The organism is Polyangium fumosum, from assembly GCF_005144585.1.
Taxonomy (GTDB): domain Bacteria; phylum Myxococcota_A; class Polyangia; order Polyangiales; family Polyangiaceae; genus Polyangium; species Polyangium fumosum.
Genome location: NZ_SSMQ01000024.1, coordinates 138221 through 159730 on the forward strand (window position 1 = coordinate 138221; position 21510 = coordinate 159730).

Sequence of the window (21510 nt, forward strand, 5' to 3'; positions counted from 1 at the left end):
GGGGTTTTCTTTTCGAAGCGCGTGATCACCACGAGCCGTCGCGGAGCGGCTCGGCGCCGAAGAGCTCGGCGAGCACCTTGCGGTACTGATCGGCGAGCCGCACGAGGTCGTGGAAGACCGCGGCGACGTCGTGCTCGCTCGCGAACGCGCTCACGGGCTCGAAGAAGGAGAGGACGACGACGTCCCCCGCGAGCGACAGACGACACACGCCCGACGTCTGGTCGTTCGCCGTGAGAAGGAGTCGGTAAAACGGCTCGTGGTTCGCCGAGGGCAAACGCACGAGCGGCACGCGCAGGATCACCTGCAAGCCTGCGCTGTCGAGGCGCACGGTGACCTCGGAGGGCGTCGCGTCTCCGCCGAGCGCGCGGTGCTGGATGCGCCACGCCCGTGGCCCCACGCGCGCCTTGTTCGCGACGATCCCCAGCGCAGCGAGCGCATCACGCACGACGCGCTCGGCCCCGGGGGATTCGCTCTCGTAAGCGTGCGGCAGGAGGATCCCGCACGACTCGCAACGATCGTTGTCCGCGGAGAACGCCTCGGTGCAGCCGGGGCAGCGATGGATGAGCGTGCGCTCGCCGAGCCCTTCGGCCGGCACGTCGAGCGCGCGGAGGTCGCGCGAGAGGAGCCCGACGGGCAGGACACATCGCGATCGATCGAGCGGATCCCGGCCGCTCCGCCGCGCCGTCGTGATCACGCCGATCACGCGCCCCGCCGCGTCGATCACGGGCGAGCCGCCACGACCTGCACGCACGCCGAGATCCGGATCGAGCGCCGCGAGCTCGCCGCCGCGCCCCTCGGCACACACGACGGCCATCGCCGTCACGAGCGTGTCGCCGGGCGCCGCGATCAGCGTCGTGACGGCCTCGCCGAGCCGCGGCAACGGATCGGCGCGGAGCGGCAGCGGCACCACGCCGAGCGCTTCGAGCGGGAGCACGAACGCGAGATCTCGCTCGGCATCCACGGCGACGACGCGCCCCGCCGCGCGCCTGCCCTCCTCTGTCGAGAGCGTCACCTCGGCCTGGAACCCGACCGTGCGCCAGCTCGTCACGATCACGCCGTTGCCGAGCGCGACCCATCCCGTGCCGCTCGACGTCCCCGAGGTCACCGTCACGACACCACGACGCGCGACGCCGAGCACGCTCTCCTCCGCGCCGCCGTGCTGCATGAGTTCCCCGAGCGACGAGGCGATACGCGAGCTCATCCGGACGCGATCCTCTTCAGCGCCGTCATCATCAGATCGAGCGCCGCCTGCTTGGGCACGTCGCGGAGCGCGTGCGCCACGATTTCCTTCAGACGCTGCGACGTCTGCGCCGGCAAGCGCGTGCGCGAGAGCAGCTCCGTCAGCGCGCCGAGCGCGAGAAAGTGGCGGAGCGTCGCGTCCTGGGGCGCGAGCTCGATCTCCTCGACGTACCGCGCGAGGTGCTCGCGCGCTTGCGCCGCCGTCGCGAGCGGCTCGACGATGACCGCGCGCTCCTTCGGGAGCTGCGCGCGCACCGCGACGATCCGCTCCATCGCGAGCAGCGCGGGCTCGGCCATCGGGATCGGCGAGGAAGGACGCTTGCCGGGGGGCGAAGCGCTCGGCCAGATCGCCCGCGTCACGCTCGACGCGTTCCGGTAGAGGTACGAGACCGCGTCGGGCACGGCCTCGCCGAACTCGTAGATCGCGCGGTACACCGCGGCCCGCACGAGCAGGAGCATCGTCGCGGGCCGCTCCTCGTAGCTCAGCGCCGTCGCGAGCGCCTGCGCCTGGTGCAAGAGCTCGCAGAGTTTGTCCGCGGGCGTGAGCGCCCGGCGCGCGGCTGCGTCGTCGAGGTCCGGCGAGCCGGGACGTGTCACGCCATCGACCGCGGGCATCCCCGGCACGGTGCGCCGACGCGCGACGGGCGCCGCGAACGGGAGCGGCGTCGTGAGCGACGGGATCGCCCCGAGGCGCGCGGTTTCCGGCGGCGGCTCGCGGTCCGGCGCAGGCGGCGCGGCGAACGCGGACGTCTGCGGAACCCCGAGCCGCGCTGTCTGCGGCACGTTCTCGGGAGGCGCGAGCACCGGCGGCACCCCGTCCTCGCCGCGCCACGTATCGGAGAGGCGGAACGGCGCGAGCACCGGCGGCAGCTCCTCCTCCGCGGCGGGCCCGCGCGACGGCTCGTTCGCGAAGGCCGGCGCGAGGATCGGCGGCAGATCGTCGTCCGGCGGCGTCGTGTTGTCCGCGGGCCGCAGCGTCGAGGGCGGCGGCGGCACGACCGATCGTCGCTGCGGCGCCGGTTGCAGCGTCGACAGCGTTCGTTTCCTCCCGAGCGACTCCCACCCGCCGCCTCCGCGCGCGTCTCCGTGCGCCGCGGTGCGCGCGTCGAACGACGCCACGAAGATCTCCGCGTACCGCTCCGACGTCGACATCATCTCGCGTATCACGTGCCGCACGAGCGGCGGCGACGCCGCGCCGAGCTGCGTGACGAAGCGCAGGAGGAGCAGATCGTCCCGCAGGCACACGCGCGACGTCATCGCCTCCGCGTCGCAGAGCTCGAGCGAGAGCCGCATCGCGGGGACACGCTGGCTGCGCGGCAGGCGCGCCACCGGCGACTCCACGATCAGATGCATCGACTGCATGTCGAGCGACAGGAACACGCTCGACTCCTTGCCGATGAGCGCCCAGCCCGGCCCCTCGGGCAGGTTCACCGCGCGCGCCGTCAGATTCGTTTCTGTACCAACGACCAGGCCGAGCGCCCGCGCGTACTCGCCGCGCCGGAACGCCTCGGTCGCTCTCTCCAGCCCCGAAGGATCCAGCGACGCGTGCCCGCGCGGCACGAACCTTCGCATCGAGTCTTCGAGCGCCAGCGGAGCGCGGTACTCCCCGCAGGCGTCGCAGCGTGGCCCGTGGACGGGCCATCCGCACACCGTGCAGAACTCCCGGGCCGTTCGGCTCGCGGCTCCCACCGCGCAGAGGATAAAGCGAACGCGGCCCGACGCGGGCACAATGTGCGCGCGCCGTGATCCGCGCCGCCTTTTCCGGGGCCGTTCGCTCCGATCAGATCAGGGGGTTCAGGTGCAGGGGAGACCGCGTTTCCCGCAGATCCACCTGGATTCGTCGCACGAAATGCGCCGCGAAGGCGGCCCAGGTCACGAACGTCACCACCCCGCTCACGAGCCCCGCGTTCCGGCCAAAGCCGATCGTCGTCGTGGCGAGGCCGCCGAGCAGGACAAACGCCGAGGCCACGAGCGCGAGCGGCAAGAACCATCGCAGCGCGATCCGCGACCGCTCCTCCGCGCAGAGCCGCGGCAGCGCCCAGCGCAGCCACACCACCGTCAGCACGAGGCCCCAGCTCTTCAGCAAGAACAAGAGCGCGCCCACGATCTTCAGCGCGCCCGCGCTCTCCTGCGTCGCGCCCGCCACGCCCGGCAGTTGCCAGCCGCCGAGGAAGATCGCGCTCGCGATCCCGCAGGCCACGAACACGTGCGCCCACTCCCCGAAGTAGAACAGAAGCTGCCGCGCGCCGATCTTGGCCGGTGGCGCGAGCTCGTCTCCGTTCGCCTCGGCCTCCCGCAGCGCGCCCGACGCGCGCCCATCGGCCGTGATCATCGACGTCACGTACGCGAGAAACAACACGAACGTCGCCGGGTTTCGGAACACGAACCAGTGCCAGGGCCACCCACCCGCGTCGAACGGCGAGCCTCCCTGCCCGCCCTGCGCCGCGACGATGTCTTCGAGCCGAAGGGATCCCGTGCTCGACACGACGCACACGATCGCCACCAAGGCCGGCAGCTCCTGCAGGAACACGCGTCCTGCACCGCGCAGACCTCGCAGCACGGACCACGCCTGCCCCGCGAGCGATCCCCCCGTCACGAACCCGAGCCCGAGCAGCGCCAAGAGCGCGAGCAGGAAGAGCATCCCCACGTCGAGGTCCGCGCCCACGAGCCGCTGCGAGAACGGCATCACCACGAACGTCGCCGAGATCGCCGCGAACGCGAGCACCGGGGCGAGCTTCGACAGGATCGGATCGGCGTCCGGCGGCGCGATCGCCGAGGCCACCTCGCGATGCACCTCGGAGGCGAGCCGCGCGACCGGCGAACGCGCGAGCGCCTTCTTCCCGTTCCGTTGCGCGGCGAGCCGCGACGCCACGCGCCGCACGAGCCACGCCACGAGCGCGCCGAGCGGCGTCGCGAACACGAGCAACGTCGCCGCAGACAAACCCAGCACGATCGCCGCGCCGAGCAGGTCCGACGGCGCACTCGCGTGGAAGCCCTCGATCGAGATCGGCAGGACCCGCGGCTCTTCGGCGCCGCGCCGCACGGTCGCGAGCGGCGCGCGCTCCTCGCCGCTCGGGATCACGTCGGCCACGCTCGTCACCTTCATGCCCTCGAAGCTCGTGATCACGTCGCCGCCCTCGATCCGCGCCGCGGCCGCGGGGCTGTCCGGACGAACCGCCGCCACCACGATCCCGCTCGACGTGGGCGCGTCCGGAGACACGGTGATCCCCAGGAAATCGAGCGCCCGTTGCCCGTCGCGCTCGCGGGCCAGCGCGATCGCGCGCCGCGGCGCCTTCGGCCGCACGTCGATCGTCACGTCCTTGACCGACCCCGTCACCGGCAGCGCGCCTTCGGCCTTCGTCTCCAGCGTCACCGTCACGTTCCCGTGGAATGTCGTGTGCGCCGCGTCGTCGCCCTGCCCGCAGAACCGCGCCACGAGCGCCTCGCTCACGGCGGCGCTCACCTTGTCGGTCGAGATCCTCGCCTTGTCGACGACGATCGTCTGCCCTTCGATCGGCGCTTCTCCGGGCCGCTTCAACGTCCCGCGAAACGTGATCGTCGCCTCGCGCGCCTCTCCCGTCGGCAGGTTCGTCCCGAGCACCTCCAGCCGATCGCCCGACTCGAGCTCACGCGGCGCCACGTCGACCACCCGCAGGAGGTCGGGCGCGGTGTCGTTCACGTTACAGCCGATCGCCAAGAGGCAGGCGAGGGCGAGCGTGATCCTTCCATGTCCGGGCATGGCCCGGGCTTATCCATCGCGCCGCGGCAAAGGGCCAAGTTGAGGGCGAACCGGCAGGAAATACCGGGCGTTGTCGAGCTCGTTCACGCCCACGTAGAGCTCCGCCTCGAAGACCTCCTTGAGGCGCCGGTACGTCATCACCTCCTCGATCGTCCCGTGCGCCACGAGCCTGCCGGCCTTCAAGAGCGCGATCCGATCCGCGTACTGCGCCGCCGCGTTCAGGTCGTGCAGCACCATCACGCATGCGAGCCCTCGATCCCGCACCTCGCGCCACACGAGCTCCGACAGCGCCAGAAAGTGCCGCACGTCGAGGTGCGCCGTCGCCTCGTCGAGGAGCAGCACCGGCGCCTCCTGCGCGAGCGCCCGCGCGATCGCGACCCGTTGCTGCTCGCCGCCCGACAGCTCCGACACGCGCCGATCCGCCAGCGCTTCGAGCTCGCACGCGGCGATCGCCCTCGCCACGGCCTCTTCATCGTGCCTCGACGCGCGCATCCATGCGCCCTGGTACGGCGCGCGGCCCATCATCACGATCTCGCGCACCACGAAGCCCACCGCCGGCTCCGACGACTGCGGCACGAGCGCGATCTTCTTCGCGATCTCCCGACGCTCCAGGCGCGCGAGTGGCTCGCCGAGAACGTGTACCTCTCCACGCTGGGGCTGAAGCGCGCCCGAGATCACCTTCACGAGCGTCGACTTCCCGGCCCCGTTCGGCCCGAGGATCGCGCAAATCTCGCCTTTTCGCACGGAAAGGTCGATGTTCTCGAGCGCCGCGCCTCCCGATGCGTAGCGAACCGACACCCCGGATAGTTCGATGGCATTCATGGCATCCGCGACATTTCCGGCCCTCGGACGATTCACGCTGTCATCAGCTTGCACATATGAGTTACAGGTGGTCCAATTCAGTCGAGGCGCGAAGGGGAGATCATGGATACGGTGAAGGAGACCTCGGGGGCCAGTGCGACGCCGCGGCGCGTCATCAAGCGGTACTCCAACCGTAAGTTGTACGATACCAAGGACAGCCGCTACGTGACCCTCCAGCAGATCGGGGAGATGGTCCGTGCGGGCGAAGAGGTCCAGATCATCGACAACGCGACCAAGGAGGACAAAACCGAGGTCACGCTGGCGCTCATCATCTCGGAGGACCTCAAGTCCCAGCCGCGAAGCGTGCCCCTCGGGACGCTGCGGGACCTGATCCAGGAGCGCGGCGAGCGCCTGCTCAACACGCTCCGCGAGGGCCCGATCGGTCGGCTCATCCCGGGCGGCGGAACCGAAGACGTCCCCGCGGAGGCGGCCGCGCCGGCCATCCCGGACAAACCCCCCACGCAACCACCGCCGGCGCCTGCCGCCGCCGCTGCTCCGGCCGAGGCGGACAAACCCGCCGCCTCCCATGGCGCGAAGGCGCGTCTGTCCGAGATCGTCGAGAGCTCAAAGCAGACCCTCGACCAGTGGCAGCACGCCGTGGACGAGCGGATCCGTCACATCCTGCCCGGCGTCGGCCTCTTCCGCGACCTTCAGGCCGACGTTCACCGCCTCTCGCAGCGCGTCGAGGAGCTCGAAGCCATCGTGCGCAAGCTCGGTGGTGAGCCGACCAACACGCCCGAGACACCCGAGAAGCCTGAGACCTCGACCGAGGAATAGTCGGGGGGGTGCTCCTGTTGGGAGACCGCGATGGCATTTTTCTTCAGTAAAAAGCCAGCTTCGGTCGCCCAGGACCTGAGCTTCTCCGGCGCTGGGGACGGCGCGCCGGGGGTCGACAATTTCGAGGTGGAGCTGCTTGGCCACCTCGACACGCTGTATGCGGTGAGCTGCCGCATGACACGGAGCACGACCGAGGCCGAGGATCTCGTCCAGGACACGGTCGTGAAGGCCATGCGTGCCCGCGACCAGTTCGAGCCGGGCACGAACCTTAAGGCCTGGTTGCTTCGTATCCTCACGAACACCTTCATCAACCGCTACCGGCGTGGCGGACTCGAGCGCGACATCCTGGAAGGTCCGGATGTCGAGTCGCTGACCGACGGATGGATCGGCGCGACGACGATGCGCGGCATGCGGGATCCCGAGACGGCGGCCCTCGCGCCGCTGGTCGAGGCCGAGGTGCAGCGCGCGCTCGACGATCTGCCGCCGGAGTTCCGCGTCGCGGTCGTGCTCTCGGACATCGAAGAGCTCTCCTACAAGGAGATCGCCGAGGCGATGGGCACGCCGATCGGCACGGTGATGTCGCGGCTGCACCGCGGCCGGAAGCTCTTGCAGAAGACGTTGCGCGACCATGCTGTCGCCCTGGGCATCGTGAGCGAGGGTTCTTCGAACAAGGCCGACCAGGCCCCGACGGACCTCGCGGCGTACCGGAAGCGGAAGCGGAGTGCTGCGGTATGAATGGGCTCAAGGTGATGACCGACGAGTGCTCGTTGTTCTCGCGTTGCACGTCGGCGTACGTGGACGGCGAGCTCGATCCAGGACACGCGGTCGACATGGAGGCGCACGTCCTTCATTGCGGCACGTGCTCCGAGCGCGTGACGTTCTTGCGGGTGATGCGCGCGAGCATGAAGCGCACGGCCGCGAAGCGTGTCCCCGACGCGATGCGCGCGCGCATCCACGCCGCGATGCTCGCCGAGAAGCGTCGCGTGAAAGAGGCCGATCGCGAGGTCCACTCCGCGAAGCTCGTGAGCTGGAAATACGCGGCGACGCTCGCGGCTGCGGCTGGCGTCGCGCTCACGGTGGCGGCCGCGAAAAACCAGAAGGACGTGGTGGTCACGCCGGAACTCGCGCGGATCGGCGCGACGACGGAAATGGCTGCGGCTGGCATGGACTCGCTGCTCGACGATCTCGTCGCGCTCCACGCGCATCCCTTGCCGCCCGAGACGACGAACCCCGAAGAGCTCGTCCGTTTCGACCCGCTCGTCGGCGTGCCCGTGCGTCGGCCTGCGTTCCAGCCCTTCGTGGCGAGCTTCAACGGCGCGCGCGTGCACGCGATGCGTGATCAACGTGCGGCGCTCCTGCAGTACACGGTCGAGGGCAAACACCGCGTCACGGTGTACGTCTTCGATCCGCGCGCCGTGCCGATGATGCGCGTCACGCGGCTCGAACCACGCGTCGTGCGGGAGCGTCCCGTCTACGTGGGCAAACTCCGCGGCTACTCGGTTGCGGCGGTCGAGAAGAGCGGCGTCGGTTACGCGCTCGCGACGGACTTCGACGACGAACGCAGCGCGCAGCTCGTCCTCGCCGCCACGCAGCAGTAACAGCCGCTCGACGCTCGGGGGTACGCTCAGACAAACCGAGCGACGCCCCCAGCCCCCCGAGGGGTTCGCGGGAACGAACCCGACGACCCCCTCCTCGTCCCCGACAAACCCTTCCTACTGCACGAGCCCCGCGCCGCCCTTGCGCGGATCGGCGCCGACGGTGAGCACCCGCGCGCCGTCCGGGCCCTCCTGGATCGACACGGCCTGCACCGCGGAGAAGTTCGGCTTGCTCGTGTCCACGACCTCGCCGCGCTTCTCCAGGTCTTGCAGCACCTCCGTCCCGATCGCCGCGTCGATGAACAACCCGCCCGTCGGCGGCGTCTCGAAGCGCGGCGCGGCCACGGCCTTGTCGACCGGCATGCCGAACACGAGGTGCGACAGGAGCACCTGCGTCGTGCCCGTCGCGATGCGCGTCCCGCCCGACCCGCCGAACGCGAGCACGGGCTTGCCGTCCTTCGTCACGATCGTCGGCGTCATGCTCGACGTCGGCCGCGCCCCGCCGCGCGGATAGTTCGGCCCCTTCGACATGCCGAACAGCTTCTCCACGCGCTCGGCCGTGAAGTCCGCGAGCTCGTCGTTCAGCAAGAACCCGCCTTCCGTCACGAGCTGCGCGCCGAACATGTTGTTCACCGTGGTCGTGATCGACGCGACGTTCCCCTCGGCGTCCACGGTCACGATGTGCGTCGTACCCGCGTCGGTCACCGGGAAGTTCTCGGCCTTCGTCGTCGACGTCATCGAGATCCTCGCGCGCCGCGCCTTCATCCGCTCGGGGCTCACGAGCTTCGCCACGTCCATCTTCACGAACGCGGGATCCCCGAGCAGCCGCACCCGATCCGCGACCGCGCCGCGCATCGTCTCGGCGAGCAGGTGCGTGTACGCCCCCGTGTTGTGCCCGAGCGCCGCGAGATCCGCCTTCGAGTGCATGTGGAGCGTCTCCAGCATCATCACGCCGCCGGCCGAGGGCGGCGGCATCGTGACGACCTCGTAGCCCTCCCACTGCGTCCGCAGCGGCTCTCGATCGAGCACCTTGTAGTCCTCGAGATCCTTCTTCGTCATGCGGCACTTGCCGGCCCGCGCCGTGGCCAGGATATCGGCCGCGATCGCCCCCTCGTAAAACGCCTTCTTCCCCTCGGCGCCGATCCTCCGCAGCGTCGCGGCGAGCGCCGGGTTCTTCACCATCTCGCCCGCCGGCACGATCGCGCCGGCCTTCGCGAAGAGCCCGTACCGCGGCGACGAGAGCAGCCACTTCTCGTTCCACTTCAGCGCGCGGGTCATGTGCGCGCTCACGGGAAAACCTTTCTCTGCCGCGTCCGCCGCGCCGCGCACGAGATCGGCCATCGCGAGCTTGCCCCAGCGCGCGTGCATCTCCGCGATCCCCGCGACTTCGCCGGGCACGCCCGTCATCACGCCGCGGTGGTCCTCGGGCACCGGCCGCTTCGTGAGCTCCGTCGGCACGAGGTCCTTCGGCGCGGTCTCCCGGAAATCGAGGATCCGGATCTCCTTCGTCTTCGCGTCGTACACCGTCGCGAACCCGCCCCCGCCGAGCCCGCTCGACACGGGATGCACGACGCCGATCGCCAGCGCCCCCGCGATCGCCGCGTCCACGGCGCTCCCGCCGCGGGCGAGCACATCCATCGCGATCGCCGACGCCGTCGCGTTCTCCGTCGCCACGGCGTACTTGTGCTTCGTCGGCGCAGCGGGCGCGGCCAGCGCGGGCGCCTGCGCGGTTCCTTGCGGGATCAGGTTCGCGGGCGGCGCGGCGGGCGTGGGCGCGGCGGGCGGCGCCTTCGCCGTGGCCTCGTCCGGCGAGCGCGCGGCCGGCGCGCTGCAACCCGATCCGGGCAAGGCGACCAGCAGCGCGAGGGCGGCGGCAAACGATGCCGTCGAGAGGGCACGGAGAGTTCGCATGGCACAGCTCCATCTGCGCGGGCGCCCCGCGCGTGCGCTAGGATGCCCCGGCCGTGCCGCGGGGATCAACCGTGGCCGGAGAAAGCCCTCGATCCCCGACGGGAGAGCCAAACCATGCGCTTCGTGTTCGTGATGGACCCCCTGACCCGCGTGACGCACGACAAGGACACCACCTTCGCGTTCATCCGCGCGGCGCAGGCGCGTGGTCATCAGAGCTTCCACTGCTTGCCGCAGGACCTCTACGTCTCGCAGGGTTTTCCGTTTGCCACGGCGCACCGTGTCGAGATTCTCCCCGATCCGCCTTACATTACGCTCCGCCGGGACGAAGGCGCGCAACGCCTGCCGCTGCACGACGTCGAGGCCGTCTTCATCCGCAAGGATCCGCCCTTCGACCAGGCCTACCTCTACGCGACGCTCATGCTCGAGCCCGCGCGCGGCAAGACGCTCATCATCAACGATCCGCGCGGCCTGCGGGACGCCAACGAGAAGCTCTACGCGCTCGGCTTCTCCGAGTGGACGCCGAAGACGCTCGTCACGGCCGATCGCGACATGATCCACGACTTCGTCCGCGACGTCGGCGGAAAGGCCGTCATCAAGCCGCTCGACGGCGCCGGCGGCTGGGGCGTCATGATGCTCCGCTCGGACGACAAGAACGCCCGCGCCATCGCCGACATGCTCACCGGCGAGGGCCAGCGGCTCGCCATGGTGCAGGAGTTTCTCCCGGCTGTGTCCCAGGGCGACAAACGTATCCTCCTGCTCGACGGCGAGCCCCTCGGCGCGATCCTCCGCGTCCCGCGCAGCGACGAGATCCGCTCGAACATCCACGTCGGCGGCAGCGTCGTCCCGACCGAACTCACGCCGCGCGAGCGCGAGATCGTCCGCTCGGTCGGCGCGCGCCTCAAGGCCGACGGCCTTTACTTCGTGGGCCTCGATGTCATCGGCGAACACCTCACCGAGGTGAACGTCACGAGCCCGACCGGCATCCAGGAGCTCAGCCGCTTCACCGGCCAGGACCAGTCGGCCCGCGTCATCGAGTGGGCCGAAAAAAACGCCCGTTTGCGTTAGTCCCGAGGGGGACGCCTCGCGTCCCCCTCTCGGCCAGGCAAAGCCCGGCCGATTCACCCCCTCGAGGCGAGCTCGGCAGGCGAGCTCGCAAAGCGCCGAGCGGCGCTCTCCCGTCTCCCCCCAAAATTTGGCCCGCGCGGCTCCCCTCGACCAGGGTTCGTGCATGGCCCCGCCCGCCCACGCTTGCGCCGTCTGCGCCGCCGAGGCCTCGGCGACGACTTCGCTCGTCCGCGTCTACATCGAGGGACGCACGCTCCACCTCTGCCGCAGCCACGCGGCCACCGTCGTCGCTGCGCGCCCGGAGACCTTCGAAGAACTCCGCGCGCTCTTCGTCGGCGTCACCATCCGCGCCGGCAGCGGCATCGAACGCAGGTCGCCCATTCCGCGCCGCTGGGGCGAGGATCGGCGCGCCTTCCCGCCGCGCCCCGAAGGCCGCCGCGCCTCGAATGGCCGCCGCGCCACCGATCCCCACGACTGACCCCGCGCCTTACACGACACACATGCTGCACGCCCGGCGCATCGCCCTCGCCCTCGGCTCGAACCTCGGCGACCGTGCCGCCACGATCGAATGCGCCATCGCCGACCTGCGCGACACGCCGGGGTTTGTCGTGGTCGACTGTTCGCCGCTCTACGTCACGCCGCCGGCGGGCGGACCTCCTCAAGGGGATTACTTGAATGGCGCCGTCCTCGTCTCGACGGCCTTGCCTGCGCGTGACGTCCTCGCGCGGACGCAGGCCATCGAGCGCTCGCTCGGCCGCGTCCGGCCGGATCCCGTCCGCTGGGGGCCTCGCACGATCGACATCGACATCCTCTGGATTGAGGGGGAATGCATCGACGAGCCTGGCCTCGAAGTCCCGCATCCGCGCCTCGAAGGCCGCGTCTTCGCGCTCCGCCCGCTCCTCGACGTCGCCCCCGACGCGACGCACCCGCGCACGGGGAAACGTTACGACGAGCTCCCTGCGGCGCACTTGCCAATGATGCGTGCATAAGACGCACGGAAGCGTCCTCGACATAGCCGCGGGGAGCGGGTATGGTCGCGTCATGCATAAGCTTCGTGTTTCCTTGGTTGGGCTTTTTCTTTTGGGCGCCGCGCAGGTCCTCGCCGCGTGCGGCAGTGACGTCACGAATAACGGGCAAGGTGGCGCGGGCGCGGGCGGCAGCGGCGGCACGGGCGGCGCGGCGCCGGGCGATGCCAGGCAGGTGTGCATGGATTACTGCCACGTCGGCGAGGTCAACAACTGCGGCATGCAGCTCGGCGATTGCAACGCGTTTTGCGACGAGGCCTTCGCCGACATCCCCCCCGAATGCGAGGACCAATTCGGCGCGCTCTTCGCGTGTTACATCCCCGCCGCGAAGGATTGTCCGAACGACCCTCCGCCCGAGTGCAACGACGAGCAGGAGGCCGCGCTGATGTGCCAGATGGCGAACGGCTGCCTCGAAGCAGAATGCTTCGCCGGCGCCGGTCCGAACGGCGAATCGAGCTGCGGCTGCTCCTCGACCTGCAAGGGTGAGCCCTACTCGACGAGCTGCGAGACCCCCGCAAACGGCGGAATGACGACGTGTACGTGCACCACGGGCGACGCGGTCGTCGGCACCTGCACGAACCCCGACGCCGAGACGTGCGGCCCGCAGACGAGCTGCTGCGCCGAGCTCTTCAACCTCTGAGCATCAGCCCACTTCGGGCTCGGGCGGCATCACCTTTTCCACGAAATACCTGAGCACGTCGAGCGGGGTGATGATCCCGACGAGCCGTCCGCTCCGCACCACCGGCAAATGGTGGATCTGCCCCGTGCGGAGGATGGCCATCACCTCGTCCGTCGTGGCGAACTCGTCCACGACGATCGGCGGATGGCTCATCACGTCGCGCGCCGCGGCCCCGGGCGTCTGCCCTTGCAGCAGCGTCGCCATCAGATCCGTCTCGCTCACGAATCCGACCACGCGCTCGTGCTCGTCGACGACCGGGACGCCGCCGATCCGCGCGTCCACGAGCAGGCGTGCGATCTCTTCGAGCGGCGTCCCGAGCGAGACGGCGTCGGCGTGATGCGTCATGATGTGGCGCGCGTGTCCCTTCATGGCCGGGGGTAGAATGGAGCCTCGCGCCCGCCCTGTCCACCCCTCGCGCGCGTCCGTCCCCGCAGGCTGAATTTTTGGTTCAAACGAGGCGGGTTCGTCCGCGCGACTTGAGCGCCGCCACGACCTCTTTCACGTCCTGCGCCCGCGCCCGCGGCACCACGAGCAAGGCGTCGTCGGTCTCCACCACCACGAGGTCCTCCACGCCGACGAGCGCAATCACGCGTTTGCCCTCCTCCGCCCCGGTGCGCAGATCGAGCACCAGGTTCCGCCGCGCGTCGACGAACAGCGCGCTCTGGGGTGCAGCATTCTGCTGCGCGTCCTTCTCGGCGAGGTCGAACGCGGTCTGAAAACTCCCCACGTCGCTCCAGCCGAAATCGCCGGGCACGACCGCGAAATGGTCGATGTGGTCCATCACGCCGTGATCGATGCTGATCGAAGGCAACGTCGGGAAGATCTTGTCGAGCGCGGCTTGCTCCTCCCCCTCCTCGGCGGCGCGGTCGATCGCGTCGAGCCCCTCGGCGAGGGCGGGCATGTGCGCGCGGATGGCGTCCACCATGTCGCGCACCCGGAAGAAGAACATCCCCGCGTTCCAGAGGTGCTTACCGCCGGCCACGAAGGCTTCCGCGCGTGCAGCGTCCGGCTTTTCGACGAATCGCGTAGCCGGAAGCGCCTCCACGCCGCGCGCTTCTCCTTCGAGCTCGATGTATCCATACCCCGTCTCCGCGTGCGTGGGCTTGATTCCGATCGTCGTGATCGTCCCGCGCGCGGCGGAGGCCACGGCGCGCTCCAGCGCGAACCGGAAGCCCGCGACGTCGCGCACGTGGTGGTCACTCGGCAGCACCATCAGCACCGCGTCCGGGTTCGTCCGGGCAATGTGAAAGCTCGCCCAACCAATACAAGGCGCCGTGTTCCGCGCGGCGGGCTCGACGAGCGTGTTCTCGGCGTAGAGCTCCGGCAGCGCCTCGGCCGTCTGCTCCACGAGGTGCTTGCCCGTCGCCACGAAAAGCCGCTCCCAGCCGACGAGCGGCGTGATTCGCTCCGCCGTCTGCCGGATCAGCGGAGACTTCCCGACCAGGGGCAAAAGCTGCTTCGGCCGCGCGGCGCGCGAGGCCGGCCAGAAACGCGTGCCGGCGCCGCCGGCGAGGATCAGGGCGTAAATGGAAGGAGCGGATTGCATGGTTTGTCATCCATGGACATAACGGCCATCGCCGCAGGCGCCGGCGCCTCCCGCGTCGAAGCCTCGCCAAACGAACGGCCGTACGAGACCGTGGCGAAGCCCAAGGGGAGGACCCAGAACGCGAGCCGCGCGAGGGCGTGTTTTTCGAGCAAGCTGCGCGCGAGGCCTATCGCGACCGTCGCGCCGAGGAAAGCCGTCACGAGGCCGAAGCCGATCGCAGGCGCGCCGATCTCCGTGACCTCGGGCCGCGCGCCGAGGCCCGCGACGAAGGACACGAGCAGCGTGATCCCCGTGAGCGCGAAGGCCAGATCGAGCGCCCGATCGGCCTTCGTGCCCATCCACATGGCGATCACGAGCGCCGCGCCCACGTCCGAGCCGCCGGGCAGCGCGCCCGTCCCGTGTACGAGGCCGAGCAACGCGGCGAGCGAGAGCGACGGCGCCTCCACGCGCCCGGCCGGCGCGAGGCTCATCGTGGCCACGATGAGCCCCGTCCAGACGAGGCCAAAGCCGACGGCGATCGGCGCGCCGGTCCAGAGCTCCAGGAACGGCGCCGCGAGCGCGCGCGAGAGCAGGCTCGCGGCCGCCGCGACCACGAGCACGGCCGCGTCGTGCGCGCCTTTCGACGAGCGCAGGAGCGAGGGACGCGCGACGGCCCGGAGCCCCTCGGAGACCGCGGCGACGAGGTGCCGCCGGGCGCCGACGAGCAGCGCGGAGGCCGTCGCGACGTGCAAGATCGATTCGAGCGCCGCGGCGCTGCGGCCTGGATCGAGCCACAGGCGGACGACCGCGTCGTGCCCCGAGCGCGAGATCGGCAGCGCCTCCGCGAGGCCCTGAATCCCGGCCAAGAGCACGACCTCCGCGAGCGGCAGCACGCGGCCAGTGATAGCAGCGCCGCGGCGCTGTTGTCCATCCGGGCCGCTTCGGCGTCAGGCCGCCTTCTCTCGTGAGCCGCCCTGCGTCATGCCCTGTTCACTGCCGCCCGCGCCCGTCGTGGCCTGCGAGGTCCCGTGCGTCCCGGCCGCTCCTCCGCCGGCCGCGGACGTTTGTCCTGCGGTCGTGCTCGCGCCCGTGCCCGACGCGCCGCTCGCCGAAGTTTGTGGACGCACGCTCGATTGCGCGCCTTGCTCCTCGGCGCGGGCTTCTCCGCGCTTCACGCTGATGCGCTTCGGCTCCTCCGCCTTCGATTTCGGGATGAGCACCTCGAGCACGCCGTTCGAGAGGTTTGCGTCGATCCGCTCCGGATCGATCCCCTCGGGCAGCGTGAACGACCGGGTAAAACTCCCGTACGAGCGCTCGTAGGCCCAGTACCGCTCGTTCTCGTCGCGCTGCTCCTCCTCGCGCCGGCCGCTGATCGTGAGCCGCCGGCCGGAGACGTCGATCGAGACGTCGTCCTCCTTCAGGCCCGGCAGATCCGCGCGGATCAAATATCCATCCTTCGTCTCGCGCACCTCCATGTCGGGCAGGAAGGCCCGGCCTTGCGGCAAGAAGGATTCCATTTCGGCGAATGGATCCCACGCGAGCATCTCGCGCATGCGCCGGAATGGATCCCCGTACCCGAGCGAGCGGAACGGATCCGCCGTCGCGAGCCTTTGCTCGCGCCCTGGCTCCCGGGCGCCTGCCTGTGTCATTTCCCTCGATGGCCCCTGCCCTTCTCGACCTTCTCGTCTGCGCATGAAACCAGCCATGACGACCCCCTCCTGTTCGAAACGGATTCGCGCGCGCTTCATGCACGTTTCGTGCGCAGGCCGGACACGGTGACGATTGCACAGCGCCGCGGAGGAGCCTGCCTCGGCGCGTTACGGCCGGGCGTCCTGGAAGGAGGGTCGCGCTCCTTCGCGCATGAAGGTTGCACGGATCGAACGACATGCGCCGTTTGCTCCTCGCCCTCGCGCTCGCCGTGACCGGATGCGGCGGCTCGTATTATTATCAGCCCGCCGAACAAGCCAACGCGACGGTATCGGGATATCCGGCGGCGCGGTACGACATCCCGCCGGGCACGGGCCAAGGAGACGTGCGGGTGAGCTCGTTTGGCGTGACGGACGTGCGCCTCTCCGAGGACGAAGAGCCGGTCCGCGCGCTCCACGTCCGGTTCGTCGTGGCAAACGAGGACGGCGCCGAGCCCTGGACCGTCGATACACGCGAGTTCCGCGTGCAATTCGCCGACATGGCGGGCGAGACCGCGCCCGTGCTCGCGAACGCGACCCACGCGAGCATGCCCGTCGTCGTGATCCCGCGCGGCGAATCGACGACGATCGACGCTTATTTTCCGCTCCCGGACTCGCTCCGGGGCGCCCGCGACCTGCCGCAATTCGACATCGTCTGGCGGGTGCACACCGACGATCGTATCGTCACCCAGCGGACCCCGTTCGAACGGCGCAGCGTCGAGCCTCCCCCGTCCACGGCGGCGTACGGGTTTGGTTATGGCTGGGGCGGCGGGGCATATCCGTATTGGTGGTACGATCCGTTCTTTTATCCGCGCTCGGTGGTCATTCACCGAGGCCCGGCGCAGCCGCGCGTCTATTATTACGGCTATCCGCGCTGAGGAATCCGGATCGTCGTGGTGCAGGGAGGGGGCCCGGGATGGCGGCGACCGTGAAACTCGCGGCGACGAGCGTCGCGAAAAAAGCGCTCATGGCAGCGAGCGGGGTCGTGCTCACGGCGTACGTCGTGCTGCACCTCGCGGGCAACCTGCTTTATTTCGCGGGCCCCGAGGCGCTCGACGCGTACAGCGCGCTCCTCCACGAGAACCCCGCCCTGCTCTGGTCGGCCCGCACCGTCCTCTTCGCGTCGTTCTGCATCCACGTGGTCGTCGCGCTCGACCTCTCCATGCGCCGGCAGGTCGCGCGCCCGATCTCGTACGGCCGCTACGAGCGCGCCGCGAGCAGCCTCGGCGCGCGCACGATGCTCTGGACCGGCCTCGTCCTGCTCGGGTTCGTCATCTACCACGTCCTCCATTTGACCCTGGGCCTCTTCCATCCGGCATATTCCCCGGGTCGCGTCTATTCGAACGTCTCGGTCGCTTTTTCCTCGATCGTGCCCACCGTGATCTATGTGGTCAGCATGATCGCGCTCGGCATGCACGTCTCGCACGGCGCGCTCGCGATGACGCAATCGCTCGGCCTCACCTTGCAGCGTGACCGGCTGCGCGTTCTCCGGCGGCTCGCCGCCGTCCTCGCGTTGGTTGTCGCCGTGAGCCTCGCCGCCATTCCGATCACCGCGCTCGCGCTCTCGCTGCTGCGGGGGCGTTAGGGGGAGGTATTCATGCACCTCGACGGCAAGATCCCCGGCGGCCCTCTTCCGCAGAAATGGGAGCGCCGCAAGCTCGACTATGCGCTCGTGAGCCCGGCGAACCGCCGCAAATACACGGTCCTCGTCGTCGGCACGGGCCTCGCGGGCGCCTCGGCCGCGGCCACGCTCGGCGAGCTCGGCTACCGCGTCGAATGCGTCTTTTTCCACGACAGCCCACGCCGCGCGCACAGCATCGCGGCCCAGGGCGGCATCAATGCCGCGAAGAACTACCAGAACGACGGCGACAGCGTGCAGCGCCTCTTCCAGGACACGATCAAGGGCGGCGATTACCGGGCTCGCGAGGGCAACGTCTACCGCCTCGCCGAGGTGAGCCTGCGCATCATCGATCAATGCGTCGCGCAAGGCGTCCCATTCGCCCGCGAGTACGGGGGCAAACTCGCGAACCGCTCCTTCGGCGGCGCTCAGGTCTCCCGCACGTTTTATGCGCGCGGCCAGACGGGCCAGCAGCTCCTCCTCGGCGCCTACCAGTCCTTGCTCCGCCAGGTCCAGGCCGGCACCGTGCGCCTCTCGCCTCGCACGGAAATGCTCGACCTCGTCGTCGCCCACGGCAGAGCCCGCGGCATCGTCGCGCGGGATCTCGTGACCGGCGAGATTCGCACGTTCGTCGCCGACGCGGTCGTCCTCGCCACGGGCGGCTATGGCAATGCGTATTTCCTCTCCACATACGCGCGCAACTCGAACGCGACCGCGATCTGGCGCGCCCATCGCCGCGGCGCGTACTTCGCGAACCCGTGCTTCACGCAGATCCACCCCACGTGCATCCCCGTCAGCGGCGAGCACCAATCGAAGCTCACGCTCATGAGCGAATCGCTCCGCAACGACGGCCGCATCTGGGTGCCGCTCCGCGCCGGGGACAAACGCTCGCCCGAACAGATCCCCGAGGCTGAGCGTGATTATTACCTCGAACGCCGCTACCCGAGTTATGGAAACCTCTCGCCCCGCGACGTCGCCTCCCGCGCGGCCAAGGCCGTCTGCGACGAGGGCCGCGGCGTCGGCCCGAGCGGACTCGGCGTCTACCTCGATTTCGCGGACGCCATCCGCCGCCTCGGCGCGGACGTCATCACCGAGCGGTATGGGAATCTCTTCGACATGTACGCCGAGATCACGGGCGAAGACCCCTACCGCGCCCCGATGCGAATCTACCCAGCCATTCATTACACGATGGGCGGCCTCTGGGTCGATTACGACCTCATGAGCACGATCGACGGCCTCTTCGTGGTCGGCGAGGCGAATTTTTCCGATCACGGGGCGAACCGCCTCGGCGCGAGCGCGCTCATGCAGGGCCTCGCCGACGGCTATTTCATCGTCCCGCTCGCCGTGGGCAGCTACCTCGCGCGCGCGAAGCCGCCGGCGATCGACGGCGCGCACCCCGCGTTCGAGGAAGCGCGCAAAGACACGGCGGCCCGCATCGAGCGGCTCCTTTTGGTGCGCGGCAAGCGCACCGCCGCCTCGTTCCATCGCGAGCTCGGCAGGCTCCTCTGGGACACGTGCGGCATGTCGCGCAACCGCAAAGGGCTCGAACGCGCGCTCACCCAGATCCCCGAGCTTCGCGAGAAGTTTTACCGGGAACTCCTCGTCCCCGGCCAGGGCGAATCCTTGAACCGTGAACTCGAAACCGCCGGCCGCGTCGCCGATTATTTCGAGCTCGGCGAGCTCACCTGCCGCGACGCCCTCCACCGCGAAGAATCCTGCGGCGGCCATTTCCGCGAAGAATACCAGACACCGGACGGAGAGGCCCTGCGCGACGACGAGCATTTCGCCTACGTCGCCGCGTGGCAATGGCGCGAGGGCGAACCGCCCATCCTGCACAAGGAGCCGCTCGTGTTCGAGGCGGCCCCGCCCATGCAAAGGAGCTACAAATGATGCGGCTCGCGCTCGAGGTCTGGCGGCAGCGGAGCCCCGAGACGCCTGGACGGTTCGTCCGGTACGAGACCACCGAGGCCTCGCCCGACATGTCGCTCCTCGAATTGCTCGACGTCGTCAACGAGGGCCTCGTGCGAAAAGGCGAAGAGCCAATCGCCTTCGACAGCGATTGCCGCGAGGGCATTTGCGGCACCTGCGGATTCATGGTCAATGGCCTCGCGCACGGCCCGCTCCAGGGCGCAGCCGCGTGCCAGGTCTACCTGCGGAACTTCCGCGACGGAGAGACGCTCTGGATCGAGCCATTTCGCGCGAAGGCCTTTCCCCTCCTCAAGGACCTCGTCCTCAACCGGAGCGCGCTCGATCGGATCATCGCCGCGGGCGGTTACGTCACCGTCAACACGGGCAATGCTCCGGAGGCCAATACCTCGACGATCCGCAAGGACTGCGCCGAGCAGGCCATGGACGCGGCCGCGTGTATCGCGTGCGGGGCCTGCGTCGCGGCTTGCCCGAATGCCTCGGCCGCGCTCTTCACGGGCGCGAAGATCACGCACCTCGGAAACCTCCCGGAGGGCCAGCCCGAGCGCGGGCGGCGCGCGCTCCGGATGGTCCGGGCCGCGGCGGCGGAGGGATTCGGCCATTGCACGTTTGCCGGGGAATGCGAGACCGCGTGCCCGAAGAGCATCCCCCTCCAGGTCATCACGCAAATGAACCACGACTACCTCGCGGCCCGGCTCTCCGGCGAGGGACGCGCGCAGCCGCGGCACATCGAGCCCGGAACACCAAAACGACACCGCTGATGCGCTCGCGCTGCGCGCCGCCGCCGTGGTATCCTCGGCGCCGCGCCATGCATCCGACCTTCCTCGCGCGGCTCGCCGACCCTTCCATCAAGACCGTCCTCCTCTGCGGCTGCGGCGGGGGCTTCGATTTCCTGCAAGGCGCGACGCTCTTGCCCGAGCTCGAGCGCCTCGGCAAGCGCGTGATCCTCGGCAGTTATTCGTTCGGGCAGCCCGAGCGCATCGACGACGCGGCCGTCGTGTACACGGCCGAGACGGGCGCCGTCGTCAAGCAGGTCCTCGCGCATTCGAGCCCCCCGCCCGATTACGGCCCGGAGGTCCACCTCGCGAGCTTCCTCGACCAGGAGCGCCCCAAGAGCGCGCCGCATTTCGTCTACGCCTATTACGCGCGGTCCTTCACCGTGCCCGCGCTCCGCGCCTTTTATGCCGAGCTCGTCCAGCGCCACGAGGTCGATGCCGTGATCCTCGTCGACGGGGGCTCGGATTCGCTCATGCGCGGCGACGAGGAGGGGCTCGGTGATCCGATCGAGGACGCGGTCTCCGTGGGCGCTGTGGCCTCGCTCGAAGGCGTCAAGCTCAAGCTGCTCTGCTCGATCGGCCTCGGCGCCGACCGCTTCAATGGCGTCTCCGACGCCGCCAGCCTGCGGGCCATCGCCGAGCTCACCAAAGCCGGCGGCTTCCTCGGCGCCGTGAGCCTCGAACCGACGAGCCCTGGATTCGACTTTTACAAACGCTGCATCGAACTGCGTATTCCGAACCCACGTAGGCACGCGTTCCGACGGCACGTGGGCACGCGTTCCGACGGCACGTGGGCACGCGTTCCGACGGCACGTGGGCATCGATTCCGATGTGACATGGCCACCAGGTCGCAACGGACCCACCCCTCGGCCGATCCTGCGGTTTGCCGGAGGGTACGCCGGCAAACTTTGAGAGGGGATGGCGCTTGACGGTGGGTCGACGCCGGGCTCGACCCATGCATGCGCCGCGTGGTGGACGCACCGCGGGCTGGGGCTGCGGCTGGGTTTGTCGGAGCAGGGACGCGCGATGGTCGTGACGAAACGGAGCCTCTCGACGGCCCTCGGGGCGCGAGAGGGGAGATGTCGGAGC

At 69.7% G+C, this 21510-nt stretch carries 20 protein-coding genes and 1 pseudogene; 12 read left to right on the top strand and 9 right to left on the bottom strand.

From position 1 onward, the window contains the following. Positions 1–25: 25 nt before the first annotated feature. The 4 genes from E8A74_RS23365 to E8A74_RS23380 all read right to left on the bottom strand — a co-directional run bounded on the left by E8A74_RS23365 (position 26) and on the right by E8A74_RS23380 (position 5800). Positions 26–1201, bottom strand: coding sequence for a serine protease (locus E8A74_RS23365; RefSeq protein WP_136931267.1), 1176 nt, complete (start codon positions 1199–1201; stop codon positions 26–28). After that, positions 1198–2928 (bottom strand): serine/threonine-protein kinase, encoded by a 1731-nt coding sequence (locus E8A74_RS23370; RefSeq protein ID WP_170229312.1) that lies wholly within the window; start codon positions 2926–2928, stop codon positions 1198–1200. The genes E8A74_RS23365 and E8A74_RS23370 overlap by 4 nt, the downstream gene beginning before the upstream one ends. A gap of 91 nt (positions 2929–3019) precedes the next feature. After that, entirely contained in the window at positions 3020–4978 is a 1959-nt protein-coding gene (locus E8A74_RS23375; RefSeq protein WP_136931269.1) for an NADH-quinone oxidoreductase subunit H, read from the bottom strand. Positions 4979–4987: 9 nt separating this feature from the next. Continuing rightward, positions 4988–5800 (bottom strand): ABC transporter ATP-binding protein, encoded by an 813-nt coding sequence (locus E8A74_RS23380; RefSeq protein WP_136931270.1) that lies wholly within the window; start codon positions 5798–5800, stop codon positions 4988–4990. A 102-nt stretch (positions 5801–5902) separates the two neighbouring features. On the opposite strand from E8A74_RS23380, the gene E8A74_RS23385 reads away from it, so the two are divergent. From E8A74_RS23385 to E8A74_RS23395, 3 genes are read left to right on the top strand one after another with little or no spacing between them, the layout of a single operon-like run. Then, positions 5903–6616, top strand: a complete 714-nt coding sequence (locus E8A74_RS23385) for a polyhydroxyalkanoate synthesis regulator DNA-binding domain-containing protein (protein ID WP_136931271.1) — start codon at positions 5903–5905, stop codon at positions 6614–6616. 30 nt (positions 6617–6646) lie between these two features. Then, positions 6647–7351 carry a sigma-70 family RNA polymerase sigma factor gene (locus E8A74_RS23390; RefSeq protein ID WP_136931272.1) on the top strand — a complete coding sequence of 235 codons (705 nt, stop codon included), beginning with the start codon at positions 6647–6649 and terminating at the stop codon, positions 7349–7351. Continuing rightward, entirely contained in the window at positions 7348–8214 is an 867-nt protein-coding gene (locus E8A74_RS23395) for an anti-sigma factor family protein (protein ID WP_136931273.1), read from the top strand. The genes E8A74_RS23390 and E8A74_RS23395 overlap by 4 nt, the downstream gene beginning before the upstream one ends. Before the next feature lie 114 nt (positions 8215–8328). On the opposite strand, the gene ggt is transcribed toward E8A74_RS23395, so the two are convergent. After that, positions 8329–10122: a gamma-glutamyltransferase gene (ggt, locus tag E8A74_RS23400; protein ID WP_136931274.1), complete on the bottom strand. Its 1794-nt coding sequence runs from the start codon at positions 10120–10122 to the stop codon at positions 8329–8331. Between the two features lie 114 nt (positions 10123–10236). Here ggt and gshB point away from each other — a divergent pair, with 114 nt between their 5' ends. From gshB to E8A74_RS23420, 4 genes are all read left to right on the top strand, one after another. Beyond that, a complete protein-coding gene (gshB, locus tag E8A74_RS23405; RefSeq protein ID WP_136931275.1) occupies positions 10237–11187 on the top strand; it encodes a glutathione synthase in 951 nt (316 codons plus the stop codon). Between the two features lie 163 nt (positions 11188–11350). Continuing rightward, positions 11351–11665, top strand: a complete 315-nt coding sequence (locus tag E8A74_RS23410; RefSeq protein ID WP_136931276.1) for a hypothetical protein — start codon at positions 11351–11353, stop codon at positions 11663–11665. A 22-nt stretch (positions 11666–11687) separates the two neighbouring features. Further along, on the top strand, positions 11688–12176 hold the full coding sequence (gene folK / locus E8A74_RS23415; RefSeq protein WP_136931277.1) for a 2-amino-4-hydroxy-6-hydroxymethyldihydropteridine diphosphokinase: 489 nt from the start codon (positions 11688–11690) through the stop codon (positions 12174–12176). 52 nt (positions 12177–12228) lie between these two features. After that, positions 12229–12852, top strand: a complete 624-nt coding sequence (locus tag E8A74_RS23420) for a hypothetical protein (RefSeq protein WP_136931278.1) — start codon at positions 12229–12231, stop codon at positions 12850–12852. Between the two features lie 3 nt (positions 12853–12855). Here the strand turns inward: E8A74_RS23420 and E8A74_RS23425 are convergent, their stop codons facing one another. The 4 genes and pseudogenes from E8A74_RS23425 to E8A74_RS56050 form a co-directional block, all read right to left on the bottom strand. Then, complete coding sequence (locus tag E8A74_RS23425; RefSeq protein WP_136931279.1) at positions 12856–13260, bottom strand: CBS domain-containing protein; 405 nt, start codon at positions 13258–13260, stop codon at positions 12856–12858. A gap of 79 nt (positions 13261–13339) precedes the next feature. After that, positions 13340–14437, bottom strand: a complete 1098-nt coding sequence (locus tag E8A74_RS23430) for a mannose-1-phosphate guanylyltransferase (protein ID WP_136931280.1) — start codon at positions 14435–14437, stop codon at positions 13340–13342. Continuing rightward, the gene (locus tag E8A74_RS23435; protein WP_170229313.1) at positions 14407–15309 is read right to left on the bottom strand and encodes an undecaprenyl-diphosphate phosphatase; all 903 of its coding nucleotides are present in this window, start codon (positions 15307–15309) and stop codon (positions 14407–14409) included. Before E8A74_RS23435 ends, E8A74_RS23430 begins: the two co-directional genes overlap by 31 nt. Positions 15310–15561: 252 nt before the next feature. Then, positions 15562–15969: pseudogene (locus E8A74_RS56050) on the bottom strand (Hsp20/alpha crystallin family protein); the annotation flags it as partial. A gap of 332 nt (positions 15970–16301) precedes the next feature. On the opposite strand from E8A74_RS56050, the gene E8A74_RS52585 reads away from it, so the two are divergent. The 5 genes from E8A74_RS52585 to E8A74_RS23460 are packed head-to-tail and all read left to right on the top strand — an operon-like array spanning position 16302 to position 21350. Next, complete coding sequence (locus tag E8A74_RS52585; RefSeq protein ID WP_170229314.1) at positions 16302–16979, top strand: hypothetical protein; 678 nt, start codon at positions 16302–16304, stop codon at positions 16977–16979. Positions 16980–17017: 38 nt separating this feature from the next. Further along, positions 17018–17686, top strand: coding sequence for a succinate dehydrogenase cytochrome b subunit (locus E8A74_RS52590; protein WP_170229315.1), 669 nt, complete (start codon positions 17018–17020; stop codon positions 17684–17686). Positions 17687–17698: 12 nt separating this feature from the next. Next, positions 17699–19609 (top strand): fumarate reductase/succinate dehydrogenase flavoprotein subunit, encoded by a 1911-nt coding sequence (locus tag E8A74_RS23450; RefSeq protein WP_136931283.1) that lies wholly within the window; start codon positions 17699–17701, stop codon positions 19607–19609. After that, entirely contained in the window at positions 19609–20406 is a 798-nt protein-coding gene (locus E8A74_RS23455) for a succinate dehydrogenase/fumarate reductase iron-sulfur subunit (protein WP_136931290.1), read from the top strand. The genes E8A74_RS23450 and E8A74_RS23455 overlap by 1 nt, the downstream gene beginning before the upstream one ends. A gap of 47 nt (positions 20407–20453) precedes the next feature. Further along, positions 20454–21350, top strand: a complete 897-nt coding sequence (locus E8A74_RS23460; protein ID WP_170229316.1) for a DUF1152 domain-containing protein — start codon at positions 20454–20456, stop codon at positions 21348–21350. Positions 21351–21510: the final 160 nt, after the last annotated feature.